This is a genomic window from Serratia sp. LTN-2 (assembly GCF_059740205.1).
In genome coordinates, this window is sequence record NZ_JCAXDO010000005.1 from 3,816 (window position 1) to 17,668 (window position 13,853).

The 13,853-nt window shown below is 57.5% G+C and carries 15 protein-coding genes and 1 other annotated feature; of the genes, 3 read left to right on the forward strand and 12 right to left on the reverse strand.

Annotation, left to right across the window (positions count from 1 at the left end; genetic code table 11):
• Nucleotides 1-172 precede the first annotated feature (172 nt).
• Nucleotides 173-295 (reverse strand) — a sequence feature (Phe leader region).
• The 6 genes from pheM to AC6BYQ_RS11890 form a co-directional block, all read right to left on the reverse strand.
• Nucleotides 247-291, reverse strand: a complete 45-nt coding sequence (gene pheM / locus AC6BYQ_RS11865; protein WP_139074214.1) for a pheST operon leader peptide PheM — start codon at nucleotides 289-291, stop codon at nucleotides 247-249. Its footprint overlaps the feature before it by 45 nt.
• A gap of 113 nt (nucleotides 296-408) precedes the next feature.
• Nucleotides 409-765, reverse strand: coding sequence for a 50S ribosomal protein L20 (gene rplT, locus AC6BYQ_RS11870; RefSeq protein ID WP_004931417.1), 357 nt, complete (start codon nucleotides 763-765; stop codon nucleotides 409-411).
• A 44-nt stretch (nucleotides 766-809) separates the two neighbouring features.
• Nucleotides 810-1,007, reverse strand: a complete 198-nt coding sequence (rpmI, locus tag AC6BYQ_RS11875) for a 50S ribosomal protein L35 (RefSeq protein WP_004931418.1) — start codon at nucleotides 1,005-1,007, stop codon at nucleotides 810-812.
• Between the two features lie 98 nt (nucleotides 1,008-1,105).
• Entirely contained in the window at nucleotides 1,106-1,657 is a 552-nt protein-coding gene (infC, locus tag AC6BYQ_RS11880) for a translation initiation factor IF-3 (RefSeq protein WP_048233542.1), read from the reverse strand.
• Between the two features lie 3 nt (nucleotides 1,658-1,660).
• Complete coding sequence (gene thrS / locus AC6BYQ_RS11885; protein WP_025159696.1) at nucleotides 1,661-3,589, reverse strand: threonine--tRNA ligase; 1,929 nt, start codon at nucleotides 3,587-3,589, stop codon at nucleotides 1,661-1,663.
• A gap of 218 nt (nucleotides 3,590-3,807) precedes the next feature.
• A complete protein-coding gene (locus AC6BYQ_RS11890; RefSeq protein ID WP_154746121.1) occupies nucleotides 3,808-4,431 on the reverse strand; it encodes a hypothetical protein in 624 nt (207 codons plus the stop codon).
• A 247-nt stretch (nucleotides 4,432-4,678) separates the two neighbouring features.
• Between AC6BYQ_RS11890 and AC6BYQ_RS11895 the strand changes: the two genes are divergently transcribed.
• A complete protein-coding gene (locus AC6BYQ_RS11895) occupies nucleotides 4,679-4,876 on the forward strand; it encodes a hypothetical protein (RefSeq protein ID WP_156785411.1) in 198 nt (65 codons plus the stop codon).
• A gap of 106 nt (nucleotides 4,877-4,982) precedes the next feature.
• A complete protein-coding gene (locus AC6BYQ_RS11900; protein WP_019454910.1) occupies nucleotides 4,983-5,672 on the forward strand; it encodes a MarC family NAAT transporter in 690 nt (229 codons plus the stop codon).
• A gap of 34 nt (nucleotides 5,673-5,706) precedes the next feature.
• Here the strand turns inward: AC6BYQ_RS11900 and AC6BYQ_RS11905 are convergent, their stop codons facing one another.
• The 6 genes from AC6BYQ_RS11905 to AC6BYQ_RS11930 all read right to left on the reverse strand — a co-directional run bounded on the left by AC6BYQ_RS11905 (nucleotide 5,707) and on the right by AC6BYQ_RS11930 (nucleotide 13,362).
• Entirely contained in the window at nucleotides 5,707-6,840 is a 1,134-nt protein-coding gene (locus AC6BYQ_RS11905; RefSeq protein WP_025159920.1) for an ABC transporter substrate-binding protein, read from the reverse strand.
• A 148-nt stretch (nucleotides 6,841-6,988) separates the two neighbouring features.
• The gene (locus tag AC6BYQ_RS11910; protein WP_498056907.1) at nucleotides 6,989-8,272 is read right to left on the reverse strand and encodes an SLC5/6 family protein; all 1,284 of its coding nucleotides are present in this window, start codon (nucleotides 8,270-8,272) and stop codon (nucleotides 6,989-6,991) included.
• Nucleotides 8,273-8,529: 257 nt separating this feature from the next.
• Entirely contained in the window at nucleotides 8,530-9,867 is a 1,338-nt protein-coding gene (locus AC6BYQ_RS11915; protein WP_074054383.1) for a c-type cytochrome, read from the reverse strand.
• A gap of 12 nt (nucleotides 9,868-9,879) precedes the next feature.
• On the reverse strand, nucleotides 9,880-11,661 hold the full coding sequence (locus AC6BYQ_RS11920) for a GMC family oxidoreductase (RefSeq protein ID WP_025159923.1): 1,782 nt from the start codon (nucleotides 11,659-11,661) through the stop codon (nucleotides 9,880-9,882).
• Nucleotides 11,662-11,663: 2 nt separating this feature from the next.
• Nucleotides 11,664-12,389, reverse strand: a complete 726-nt coding sequence (locus AC6BYQ_RS11925; protein ID WP_015377689.1) for a gluconate 2-dehydrogenase subunit 3 family protein — start codon at nucleotides 12,387-12,389, stop codon at nucleotides 11,664-11,666.
• Between the two features lie 307 nt (nucleotides 12,390-12,696).
• Entirely contained in the window at nucleotides 12,697-13,362 is a 666-nt protein-coding gene (locus AC6BYQ_RS11930) for a transglycosylase SLT domain-containing protein (RefSeq protein ID WP_025159924.1), read from the reverse strand.
• 109 nt (nucleotides 13,363-13,471) lie between these two features.
• On the opposite strand from AC6BYQ_RS11930, the gene ghoS reads away from it, so the two are divergent.
• Entirely contained in the window at nucleotides 13,472-13,771 is a 300-nt protein-coding gene (gene ghoS / locus AC6BYQ_RS11935) for a type V toxin-antitoxin system endoribonuclease antitoxin GhoS (protein WP_025159925.1), read from the forward strand.
• Nucleotides 13,772-13,853 lie beyond the last annotated feature (82 nt).

The following is a 13,853-nucleotide window of genomic DNA, read 5'->3' on the forward strand; positions in this document are numbered from 1 at the left end:
TTCCTCTGGCCGGGATGGCCCTAAGTAATTGTTATCTATATTCGAACACGCCTTTGACCATTATTCAAAGACTTTTCAATACGTTGCCGGCCGGCTCGCCTGCGCGCCGCATGGCCCGCGTTGCGTCTGCCGCCCTCACCGCAACGCCTGGCAAGGCGGGACGATGGCCAAAAACAAAAAAGCCTCCACGAGGGAGGCTTAGGCGCTACTTTTCGTTTCTTTTCTTACGCGCAAAGCCTCCTGAAATCAGGCGCTAAAGTAAAAAAAGAAACGAAAAAGAGCTGCGTGCATGATTGCGGTACCTTGTCGATGATTGTCCACCAGTGATATAGCGGCGGCCAATGAAAGTCAATATTTGTCGCTGAAAACAAAGATTAAAAGAGGGAGCAAGCTCCCTCTTCTACTGACTTACGCCAGAGCTGCTTTCGCTTTCTCAACCAGTGCGCCGAAGGCCACTTTGTCGAAGACTGCGATGTCAGCCAGGATCTTACGGTCAATTTCGATCGAAGCTTTTTTCAAGCCGTTGATGAACTTGCTGTAAGACAGACCGTTCTGACGAGCAGCTGCGTTGATACGTGCAATCCACAGCTGACGGAACTGACGCTTACGTTGACGACGGTCACGGTAAGCATACTGACCTGCTTTGATTACTGCCTGGAAGGCAACACGATATACGCGCGAACGGGCACCGTAGTAGCCTTTCGCCTGCTTCATGATTTTCTTGTGACGTGCGCGTGCAATTACACCACGTTTTACGCGAGCCATATGCTCTCTCCTAAAGTCTTATTCTAAATTCAAAAAAAAATGGCTTATGCGTACGGCAGGCACGCGGTAACCAGGACCAGATCGTTTTTAGACACCATGCCTTTCGGACGCAGGTGACGTTTACGCTTGGTTGCTTTTTTGGTCAGAATATGACGCAGGTTGGCATGTTTACGCTTAAAACCACCGCTGCCGGTCTTTTTGAAGCGCTTGGCTGCACCACGTACAGTTTTAATCTTTGGCATTTTAATTAAATCCACTTCGCATTGTTAAACAACGAATCAGTTGGGCGAATAAAGCCCACACAGCGCAAGCGCCGCGCGGGTTCCATTACTTGTAAGCCTTACTGTTTCTTCTTAGGAGCGAGCACCATAATCATCTGGCGGCCTTCGATCTTCGTAGGGAAGGATTCGACCACTGCCAGATCCATATCTTCACACAGGTCTTTACGGACGCGGTTAAGCACTTCCATACCGATCTGCTGGTGCGCCATCTCACGCCCACGGAAACGCAGGGTGATTTTGGCTTTATCGCCATCTTCCAGAAAGCGAATCAGGTTGCGTAGTTTGACCTGATAGTCGCCATCATCGGTGCCAGGACGGAATTTGATTTCCTTGACCTGAATAACTTTTTGCTTCTTCTTCTGTTCTTTCGTCGACTTGCTCTTCTCGTAGAGGAATTTGCCGTAATCCATGATTCGGCAAACTGGCGGTTCGGCATTTGGGCTGATTTCTACTAAATCAACGCCCGCTTCCTCAGCTTTTTCAAGAGCTTCATTCAGACTGACGATACCAATCTGCTCGCCATCGACGCCGGTTAGGCGAACTTCTTGCGCGCGAATTTCTCTGTTAATGCGATTAGGACGCGCCGGTTGAACTCGTTTTCCGCCTTTAATACTTTATTCCTCCAGTTGATGAAGACTACGGCTGCGAATCTCTTTCAGCAGCTTGTCTACGACTTCGTTTACGTCCAGGCTTCCCAGGTCTTTGCCACGGCGGGTACGAACGGCAACTTTGCCTGCTTCGACCTCTTTGTCGCCGCACACCAACATGTAAGGGACTCGACGTAAAGTATGTTCGCGAATTTTAAAGCCAATCTTCTCATTTCTCAAGTCCGCTTTCACGCGAATACCTGCATCCTGCAGTTTTTTGGTCAATTGCTGGACGTAATCAGACTGGCTGTCGGTGATATTCATCACCACCACCTGCACCGGAGCGATCCAGGTCGGGTAGAACCCGGCGTATTCTTCGGTAAGGATACCGATGAAGCGTTCCATGGAGCCCAAAATGGCGCGGTGAATCATTACCGGCACGACGCGATCGTTGTTTTCGCCAACGTACGAGGCGCCCAAACGGCCCGGCAAGAAGAAATCGAGCTGCACGGTACCACATTGCCATGCGCGATCCAAACAATCATGCAGGGTAAATTCAATTTTCGGTCCGTAGAAGGCGCCCTCGCCCGGCTGGTACTCGAACGGAATGCCGTTCTCGGTCAGCGCGGCGGCCAGGTCTTCTTCCGCACGGGTCCACATGTCGTCGGTACCGATGCGTTTTTCCGGACGCGTGGACAGCTTGACGGCGATCTTGTCGAAGCCGAAGGTGCCGTACACGTCATAAACCATGCGAATGCATTCGTTCACTTCGGCGCGCACCTGCTCTTCGGTACAGAAGATGTGGGCGTCATCCTGCGTGAAGCCCCGCACGCGCATCAGACCATGCAGGGAACCCGAAGGCTCGTTGCGGTGGCAGCTGCCGAATTCGCCCATGCGCAGCGGCAGATCGCGGTACGACTTCAGGCCCTGGTTGAAGATCTGCACGTGGCCCGGGCAGTTCATCGGCTTGATGCAGTATTCGCGGTTCTCCGACGCGGTGGTGAACATGGCGTCTTTGTAGTTTTCCCAGTGGCCGGTTTTTTCCCACAGCACGCGGTCCATCATGAACGGACCTTTCACTTCCTGGTACTGGTACTCTTTGAGCTTCATGCGCACGAAGGCTTCCAGCTCGCGGAAAATCGTCCAACCGTCGTTATGCCAGAACACCATGCCCGGCGCTTCTTCCTGCATGTGATACAGGTCGAGCTGTTTGCCGATCTTGCGGTGATCGCGCTTGGCCGCTTCTTCCAGGCGCTGCAGGTAGGCGTTCAGCTGCTTCTTGTCTGCCCAGGCGGTACCGTAGATACGCTGCAGCATTTTGTTTTTGCTGTCGCCGCGCCAGTAAGCGCCGGAGGTTTTCTGCAGTTTGAAGTGGTGGCAGAAACGCATGTTCGGCACGTGCGGGCCGCGGCACATGTCGACGTATTCTTCGTGGTGATACAGGCCCGGACGATCGTCATGGCTGATGTTCTCATCCAGGATCGCCACTTTGTAGATTTCGCCGCGCTCAGCGAAGGTGTCGCGGGCTTCTTGCCAGCTGACCTTCTTCTTGATGACGTCGTAATCCTTATCGGCCAACTCGTGCATCCGCTTTTCCAGCAGATCCAGGTCTTCCTGCGTCAGGGTGCGGTCGATATCCACGTCATAATAGAAACCGTTGTCGATCACCGGACCGATCGCCATTTTGGTATCCGGCCACAGCTGCTTGATCGCATGACCCAGCAGGTGCGCGCAGGAGTGGCGCATGATTTCCAGACCGTCTTCATCTTTGATGGTGATGATGGCCAGCTGCGCATCCGATTCGATCAGATCGCCAGCGTCAACCAGCTCGCCGTTGACGCGGCCGGCGATACAGGCTTTCGCCAGGCCAGGGCCGATATCGCGCGCGACATCCATCGGGGAAACGGGGTGGTCGAAATGACGCTGACTACCGTCAGGAAGAGTAATAACAGGCATTAATAATTCCTTATCTACAGTGGTGACCCACACGACAGATCACATGCAGTACGAAAATTGGGTTTTGGGTTTGGTCAGCCAGGTTTCAGATCTCGCCCACAATTGCCAGATTGAAACCTCACTGGGTATACAGAATGGAACGCATACCTTCTCAGCCGCATTCGGCTAAGCGAATAGTATCACTAAAATTGTTCCGGATAAATAAAGTGCCGCCGCCCTCACATTTTCGCTTTATTCGACACAAAAACGCTTTTCAGGTAGCTGAAGGTGGCCAACAGGCACAGGCCGTAACCCAACAGTTCGCAGCCTTCTTCCACCATGTTTTTCACCACCCGGTTGTAACCGTCCAGCATCAGCGTTTGCCACAGCGCACCCATGCCGAACAGGCGTGAAAACACCAGAATGCACAGCAGACCGGCACACATCATGCCGTAGCCGGGATGTGTCGCAAAATAGGCCAGCCCACGCACCGTCGCCGCGACGTGCCTTGCGGCATGCCACAGACAGGCCAAGGCGACCGCCAGCGCAAACCACACCCAGGCGCCGTGCCACAGCGCATCGAAGGCGAAATCCATCTCGCGGATCAGCATGCAGAGAAAGAAGCCGCCGACCAGCATCCAGGCGGAGCGGCGTTCAGCCTGCCGTCTGGCCGCGGCGAAAAAACCGCCGGCGATGGCGAGCAGCAACAGCTCCTGCGCCACTTCGGTCAGCGAGGTTTCATGCACGAAATTATGCAGCCAGTGCACGTCGATAAACACCAGGCCGACCAAGGCCGCCAAAAAAGCGCCGGAAAGCGCGAAGGCGCCAATTTTCCCCAGTAAAAGTTTCAGTTCGTCTTGCATAGTCAGTCTCATTCTTGTTTTAAAGCGCGCCTATGGTAGGCAGCTGAGCCTGCAGGGTGTAGCAATTGATGCGAAACGTCGGCCTTTACCGGCCAACTGCGGCGAAAAAGGCCATAAAACACAAAAAATGTGCGCATTTTCCAGGCACCGCTCGCTTTGTCGCCGGCGTTTGGCGGCATACCGGCTTCGCGTGGCGATCTTCGCCGCCAGCCGCTATTCTGAAACCAGTCTGTTCCAATCGAGACTTATGCAGAAGATGAACCGGTTACTCGCAGTCCTCGGCGTAGTGTGCGCGGTATTGGCGACCTTGTATGGGCTGGTGCATTTTGGCGCGCGTTCGGTGCCGCGGGCGATCGCGGTCAACGAAGCGCCGCTGGGGTGTGAGGATGAACCAGAACTCACCGCCGAGTGCAGCGGTGAAGATGAAGCGCCCGCCGACGGTTAATTAACGTTACGAGCTATCCCCATTGCCGCCGGCCGTACGGCAGGCTAGGCTGTGGAGCTCATGGGCCGCCGCCTGGCGGCTTGAACGTTGCACAGGGAGTTATTTTATGACGGGTATTTTGCAGTTATTCCAGGCCATCGGACTGGGTTTGGTGCTGCTGTTGCCGCTGGCCAACCCACTGACCACGGTGGCGTTGCTGCTCGGGTTATCCGGCAATATGACGCGTGAGGAGCGCAATCAGCAGTCGCTGATGGCCTCGGTTTATGTGTTCTGCATCATGACGGTGGCGTTTTACGCCGGCCAGGTGGTGATGAACACCTTCGGTATTTCGATCCCCGGCCTGCGCATCGCCGGCGGCCTGATCGTCGCCTTCATCGGTTTCCGCATGTTGTTCCCGCAACAAAGCGCCGATGAGGCGCCGGAGGTGGAGAGCAAGTCGCACGAGCTGCGCCATAAGACCTCGGCCAACATCGCCTTCGTGCCGTTGGCCATGCCGAGCACCGCCGGGCCGGGCACCATCGCGATGATCATCAGCTCGGCGTCGAGCGTCAAAGATAACACGCTGGGTTTTGAACCCTGGGTGCTGGCCGTGGCGCCGGTCGCCATCTTCCTGACGGTCGCGGTGATCCTGTGGGCCTGTCTGCTCAGCTCCGGCGCCATCATGCGGTTGGTGGGGAAAAGCGGCATTGAGGCGATCTCGCGCCTGATGGGCTTCCTGCTGGTGTGTATGGGCGTGCAGTTCATCATCAACGGCGTGTTGGAGATCATCTCCACCTATACGCCGGCCGCCGCCTAAGGATCAAAAACGGGCGCGATCGCGCCCGTTGCCGTTATTTCCCCGCCGGCGCCTGCGCGCCCAAAATGCCCTTGCCTTCCGGCACTTCGGTAAAACGACTGAGGATCTCGCTGTAGGTCTTGGCCGGGTCCAGATCCGGGAACTGCGCCGGATAGATAAACTTCGCCAGATACTCCAGCCCGACGATGTTGTACGGGTGGTTGTAGAAGTTATGGTAGATGCCGTAGAACCGCCCCGCCTTCACCGCCGACACCTGAGAGAAGCCCGGGCGCTGTTTCATGCGGTTGAAAGCCTCATCCACCTGCTGCTGCGTCACGCCGTAGCCGAACGGCACCGCAGCGTTGGTCTTGCTGGCCCACTGCGAGCCGGAAACGATGTAGGCGTCCGGCTTCATGGCGATCACTTTTTCCAGCGCGACATCGCCGGTCGCGCCCGGCAACAGCGCGGAGCCGATGTTGCGCGCGCCGACCGCCTCAACCAGCGCCCCCCAGCCGACGTGCGCATGGGTGAAGCAGCAGGATTCCAGCCCGTTCAGGCCGGCCTTGGCTTCGAAGAACACCTGTGGTTTGGGTTCCACCGCCTGCGTCTTGGCCAGAATCGCCTGATAATGCTGCTGATAATAATCGGTATATTGCCGGGCCTCGCTTTCGCGGTTGAGGGTTTCCCCCAGCAGCGTCACGCTTTTCGGCGTGTTTTCCACCGGCTTGAGCATGGTGTCGATGAACAGCACCGGCACGTTCAGCGCCTTCAGCCGATCCAGCACGCCGGTCTGGCTCAGCGAAGGCTTGGAGCGCAGCTGGGCGATCATCAGATCGGGCCGCTTGGCGATCACGCTCTCCAGGTTCACTTCGCCCTTATCGCTGAATCCCATATCGATGATGTTTTTCGCCGCCGGCCATTTGCTCTGCAAGATATCCCAGGTCGCCGCATCGCTTTTCTTCAGCAGGTTATTCCAGGCCACCAGCCGGCCGAACGGGTTGGCACGATCGAGCAGCGCCAACGTGAGAATGTCGCGCCCGTCCTGCACTACGATGCGTTTCGGCTCTTGCGGGAGGGTGATCGTCTGGCCGGAAGTGTCGGTCAGCGTCAGCGGATAAGTGGTGGCCATCGCCGGAGAGGCGAGCAAGGCGGCGCAAACCAGCGCCGGCAAGGTGATTCGACGGTGCACGAAAACTCCTTAGTCAAGAACGCAATCGGGAAATACTAATGAGAATGGCTTGCATTATCAAAAATAACGCCCGGCAAACCGGCGATTAATTGCAAAGGGATGTGTAGAGGGACGTTAAGAGGCGCGCCGGAAGTGGCGCGCCCGGGGATCACACCAGGCCGTAGATCAGCGCCGACAGCGCGATCAGGCCCATCACCAGCACGAAGACGTTGCTCGCCGCGCGGTATTGGCGCATCGCCGGCACCGCACGCACGGCGTACATCGGCAGGATGAACAGGATCGCCGCAATCAGCGGGCCGCTGATGGTTTCGATAATGTGCAGCGCGCTGGGGTTCCACACCGTCGCCGCCCAGGTGAGCAGGAACAGCAATACCGCGGAGATGCGGTGCGTCAGGCGCGAACTGAGCGGCTTGCCGACCGCGCGCGTGACGCCGTCGATCAGGCTGGTCGCCCCTTCCGTCACCCCCAGCGAAGTGCCGAGATAGGACTTGGCCATCGCCAACATCGCCATCACCGGGCCAAGATAGGCGATCAGCGGATTGGAGAACTTGTTGGCCAGCGTAGTCAGCACGGTGATGTTCTGCTCCTTCGCCTGCAGCATGTCTTCGTGAGACAGGCTCAGCACGCAGCTGAACACGAAGAACAGCACGGTGACGCAGATCAGCACATAGCTGTAACGCATGATGCGTGCGCAGCGGCGTTCCGCCTTGTCGCCGTACAGGCTCTTCTGGGTCGAGGCGAAGGAAGAGATGATCGGCGCATGGCTGAAGGAGAACACCATCACCGGCACCGCCAGCCACAGCGAATGCCACAGCCCCGGCGTGTCAAAGCGGGTGGCGGCCAGGCCGTGAACGAAGTTGGCGGTATTCCAGCTCGGCATCAGATAGAGCGAAATGCCCATCAGGAACACCAGCAGCGGGAACACCAGCATGCCCATCGCCGCCACGATGCTGTCTTTGCCGCGCAGCAACACCAGATTGAGCACCACCACCACCGCCAGGCTGAGCCAGATGCGCGGCAGCGGCGCCACGTGAAACTGGTGGATCAGGAAGCTGTCCAGCGCGTTGGTGATCGAAATGCTGTACACCAGCACGATCGGGAAGAACGCCATCAGATACAGCACCATGATGATTTTGCCGGCCAGCACGCCGAAGTGTTCCACCACCACATCGTGAATGTTGCCGTCGCGGCTGGAGCCGGAAAGCACGAAGCGACTGAGCGCGCGGTGCGGCAAATAGGTCAGCGGGAAAGCGAACAGCGCCATCAACAGCAACACCAGCGGGCCGTTCAAGCCGGCGTTGATCGGCAAGAACAGCGTGCCGGCACCCACCGCGGTGGCATAGAGACCGAACATCCAGACGGTGTCGGTTTTGTTCCATTTGGCAGGCTGAGCGGCCGTCAGCGTGCCTGAATCGGGAGAAATCGTACTCATGAGACAGTCTACCTTAATCTGCGGCGCCAACGATTGCGCCTAACGGGATATCCTTCTCCGCGAATTTTTTAATAGTAATCAGTGAATTAAAGCGATATTTCATACTTACGCCTGATGAAAGGACGGCAAAGGATAATGAAAAATCCGCTGCGGGTCTATGTTTTATCGGCCAAGCGAACGATTTGCGAACAGGAAATGCTGAAAAAACCGGCGCAGGCAGAAAAAACTAAGGGCCCCTTGCGGAGCCCTTAAGCGGTTTATTTCTTCGCGTCCGGGTGGTCCGGCACCTCGGCGCTGCCCATCTCCTTCTCGTCGCGGATCATCGAGCGGTCTTTACGCACGTCGGCCACGTCGGAGGCGCTCACCGGCTTGGCGCTGTTGCCCCAGCTGGAACGGATGAAGTTCACCACGTCCGCCACCTGCTGATCGTTCAGACGCCAGCCGAACGGCGGCATGGTGATGTTGGATACCGCACCCTGCACCGCCGGCGTGGTGTTGCCGGTCAGCACGATGTGGATCAGCGAGGTCGCGTCCTCGGTCTGCACCACCGGATTGCCCTTCAGCGACGGGAAGGCGCGCTTGTAGCCCACGCCATCGGTGCGGTGGCAGGCCGCGCAGTTATCGACATACAACGCCGCGCCTGGCTTGCTGTCGTCGCCACGCCACAGATCCTTGGCCACGCTGTCTTCGACCGGCGCCGCCTGCTGCTTGCCGTCTTTCGGCGGCAGCGATTTCAGGTAGCGTGCGATGGCGGTCAGATCGTCGTCGCTCAGGTATTGCAGGCTGTGTTCCACCACGTCGCTCATGCCGCCAAACACGATTGCCTTGTCGTTGCGGCCGGTTTTCAGGAACTCGGTCAGTTCGGCTTCGCTCCAGCTGCCCAGGCCGTCCTTACGGTCACCGCGCAGGCTGGAAGCGACCCAGCCGTCGATCGGCGCGTTGCTGCCGGACAGGTAGTCGTCGCTGTCGCTGTTGCTCAGCGCTTTTTCCTGCATGGTGATGCTGCGCGGGGTATGGCAGGCGCCGCAGTGGCCCAGGCCTTCCACCAGATAGCGGCCGCGCTCAATCACCGGATCGGCCTTGGCGTCGGCGACGAAGTCCGCCGGCGACGGCGCGAACATACCGCGCCAGATGCTCAGCGGCCAGCGCATCGACAGTGGCCACGGGATGTCGGAGTCCTTGTTGGCCTGCTCCACCGGCTGCACGCCGTGCATGAAATAGGCATACATGGCGCGCATGTCGTCCTCTTTCACCAGCGCGAACGACGGGTACGGCATCGCCGGGTAGAGCGTGCTGCCGTTTTTGGCTACGCCCTTACGCACCGCGTTGTCGAAATCCTCGAAGCTGTAATCGCCGATGCCGGTTTTCTTGTCCGGCGTAATGTTGGTGGAGTAGATGGTGCCGATCGGCGTCTCCATCGCCAGACCGCCGGCGAAGGTCTTGCCGCTCTTGCCGTCGGTATGGCAGGCCACGCAGTCCCCGGCGCGCGCCAGGTATTCACCGCGCTTGATAAGCTCGCTGCTGACGGTGGCGTCCTGCGCCCAAACGGAAAAACTCACTGCACTGAGAACCAGTGCCGGTACAAATGCTTTCATCGTTCGCCGTCCTTATGCCTGCACCAATGGGCCTGGGTTTTTCAGATACTGCTCGCGAATGGCGCGGGCAGACCAGTAAGCCAACGCCGCCACGGTGCCGGTCGGGTTGTAGCCCAGCCCCTGCGGGAAGGCCGATGCGCCGATCGAGAACACGTTGTGCACGTCCCAGCTCTGCAGATAACGGTTTACCGCGCTGGTCTTCGGATCTTCCCCCATCACCGCGCCGCCGTTCATGTGGGTGGTCTGGTAACTGGTGGTATCGAAATGGCTGTTGGCGTTTTTCGGGCTGCCGGCGATCAGTTTCGGGTTCATCGCCTTGGCGATCGGCGCCATCTTGTCGTACATGAACTGCGCCATCTTGATGTCGTTCTCCTGCCAGTCGAACGTCATGCGCAGCAGCGGCTGGCCGAACACGTTCTTGTAGTTGGGATCGAGATCCAGATAGTTGTTGCGGTACGACTGGTGCGCGCCGTGGGCGTCCATCGAGACGTGGTGGGTGTAGGCATCCGCCACCGCCGCTTTCCACTTGCTGCCCCAGGCCGGGGTGCCCGGCGGGGTCGGCAGGCCGGAGATCGGCTTGGTGCCCGCCTGGTTGACCCAGAACGGCGAACCGCCGACGAAGCCTTCTTTGGCGTGATCGAAGTTGTCGGCGTTGAAGTCGTCCACGCCCACGCCGTTGCCGCCGGCGCCGATGAACGGGTTGGTGAACACGTCTTTATCGAAGAACGCCTTGATGGTGGTCATGTTCTGGTAGGCGAAGTTGCGCCCGACCACGCCTTCGCCGGTCACCGGATCGTAAGGCTTGCCGATGCCGGACAGCAGCATCAGGTGCACGTTGTGGAACTGGAACGCGCCCAGGATCACCAGATCGGCCGGCTGTTCAAGCTCGCGGCCCTGCGCATCGACGTAGTTCACGCCGGTGGCGCGGGACTTGTCGTCGGTCAGGTTGACCTTCAGCACGTTGGCGTTGGTGCGCAGCTCGAAGCGTTTTTCCATCCGAAGCGCCGGCAAGATGTTGACGTTCGGCGAGGCTTTGGAATACATGTAGCAGGCATAGCCGCTGCAGAAACCGCAGAAGTTGCACGGCCCCATCTGCGCGCCGTACGGGTTGGTGTAGGAGTCGGAGGTGTTGGCGGACGGCAGGTTATAAGGGTGGTAGCCCACTTCCAGCGCGGCTTTCTCGAACAGCTGGGCGGAGTAGGTATTCTTCTGCGCCGGCAGCGGGAAGTCGCTGGAGCGATCCGCCGCAAAGCGGTTGCCGCCCTTCTGCGCCACTTTCTGCCCCTTGATGGTCCAGGCGGTGCCGGAGGTGCCGAACACTTTCTCCGCCTTGTCGAAGAACGGTTCCAGCTCGTCGTAGGTCACGCCGAAGTCCTGGATGGTCATGTCCTTCGGAATGAAGTTTTTGCCGTAGCGCTCTTCATAGTGGCTGCGCATGCGCAGTTCGATCGGATCGACGCGAAAATGCACGCCCGACCAGTGCAGGCCGGCGCCGCCGACGCCGGTACCCGGCAGGAACGCCGCCAGCTGGCGATAAGGCACCGCGGTCTGGCTGCTGTTGTGGCGAATGGTGACGGTGCTTTTCGACAGATCCTGGAACAGTTTGCGCCGGATGTTATAGGTCAGCTCGTCGATCACCTGCGGATAGGAACCGTCCGGATAGGTGTCGCGCATCGGGCCGCGTTCCAGCGCCACCACGTTGAGGCCGGCCTCGGTCAGCTCTTTGGCCATGATCGCGCCCACCCAGCCGAAGCCGACGATCACCGCGTCTACTTTTTTCATTACCGTTGCCATGATTAGCCCCTCTCCCCACGAATCGATACCGGTGGGAAGGGATAACGTTCCCCTCGCTCAACCCAGTCCATAAAATCGGCGCGCGCGCCCGGAAAATTAATCAGCTTCCAGCCAACCATGTCTTTGTTGCCGCCATGGATCGGATCGCTGAAGAAACCTTCACGGGTGTTTTGCAGCAGATAGGAGAAGAACAGTTTCGACGGCAACTGCTGGAATTCCGCCTCGCCGGATTCGAACTTTTGCAGCATGGCGTCTTGCTGCGCGCCATCCAGTTCGGCGAAGGGCTTGCCGGCGGTTTTTTTGCTGTAGGCGTCGGCGTCAGCGATGCCGAGATTGTAGATCTGCTTGGGCACCAGCGGCAGCTGATAGCCCATCTCCTTCGGCACATCGGGGTTGAACGGCCCCTGCATGTACCAGATGGAGCCGGTGGCGTACGGGGTGTTCATCTGACGATCGATAAACTCCGGCACGCCGGCTTCCAGCGCGCCGGGGCCGCGATCGTCGGCCGGGATCAGGCGCGCGACGGCGGCCTTGATGAAGGCCCACTCTTCCGGGGTGAAAAAGGTCGGTTGGTAATCGTTCTGCGTTGAAGTGTTCGAGGCAGCGACCGCCGGTGTCGGTGCCGTCAGCGCGCCAACGCCGCTGCCACCAATTACCGCCGCAGGAATTAAGGTCATCGATTTCAACAAGAAATCGCGCCGCGAATTGTTGGTTTTATGATTCGACATGTCACATTCCATCCAAAGATAGTCACAACTATTTAACCGCAACCTTGCGATCGATACGGGTTTTTAAAATAATTTGTTACTTATTTGTATATTTATTGAAGGTCAGAATGCGCGCAAAAGCAAAAATGTTACCGGTAACTTATTGAATGAACGTAAAGATTTATCTGCTAACGTAAATTTAACTTTTTGTGCGGTTTTTTCGATAAGCGGTGAGGAAATAACGAAAAATGAGAGGTGTGTCGCGCTCTGAAGCGACAACGGAAAGCAAATCGGCCGCGTTTTGCGGCCGATTCGACAGGATGAAGGGTTACTGCGACATCGCCTGGTAGGCGGTGGTCACCTTCCACAAATAGCGCGGCGCCTGCGGGGCCGGGTGCTTTTTCTGGATGTGCTGATAAAACTCGTCGGGGCTCATCTGATTGATGCGATTAACCGCCACGCGCTTGTCCGAGGAGAAGGTGCGCAACATGGCGCCCGCCCCGTTCACGTACGAAACGATGGTGGCATAACGCAAAGTCTGTGGGTTGTTGATCCCGGCTAGCTGCTGGCTTTGAAGAATATTGATATAGGCCGTTCCCAGATCAATATTGACCGCCGGATCCTTCAGCTCACGCGAGCTGGGCTGCCCGCTTCGTCCTTTCATGCGATAGGCGTCGCGGCCGGCGGTAGAAGCCTTAAGCTGCATCAATCCCACTGCGTTCGAGGTGCTGACCACGTTCGGGTTAAACCCGGACTCCACCTGAATAATCGCTTTAATCAGCGTTTCGTCGACGCCATAGTTGCTGGCGGCCTGACGAATGTAATCGTTATAAACAACCGGAGTGCCTGTGCGGTTTACCGGTGCCTGCGGAGGGGGTTTTAACCAGCCGCCGCGCGTTGTGCCACTGCCTGAAATGTTGCTTGCCGTTTGCGGGTCTTTGGCGCACCCCGACAAAAGCAAAATTGCCGTAAGGCAACCTATTTTTGTTTTCACAGAATCCCTCACTCCTTTCAATGAGTTGCGTAGCATATACAACTTGTAAGGACACCTGCAGTAATTTTTTGGACTAATCTCAAGCTATCCATATACCAAGAGGTGATTTATGAGTCAATCTGCAACAAGCTGCTTTGTCGTGACTTTTCGCTATCAGGAAGAGGGATTGACCGACCTGGCCAAGCTGACCGGGCAATTGACGCGTGAGGGTTTTGTCACGTCGGTGACAGATGAAAATGGCGTTCACCACGAACTCGGCAGCAACAGTTTTGCGTTCATAACCGTTCTGGATCAAGAAGATGTACAGCGCCTGGCGCAGGGGTTCGGGCAGTTGGCATTGGGAAAACAGCCGGAGGTGGCGATCTGCACCTGTCAGGACTACCTTCAGCGGTTACATACTGATACATAAAATGCTATAACTCCCCGGACGGTATTATTTTTTCAGTTGGAGAAATACCCCGCCGGCGGTGGGCAAGTGACGCTTGACTTCG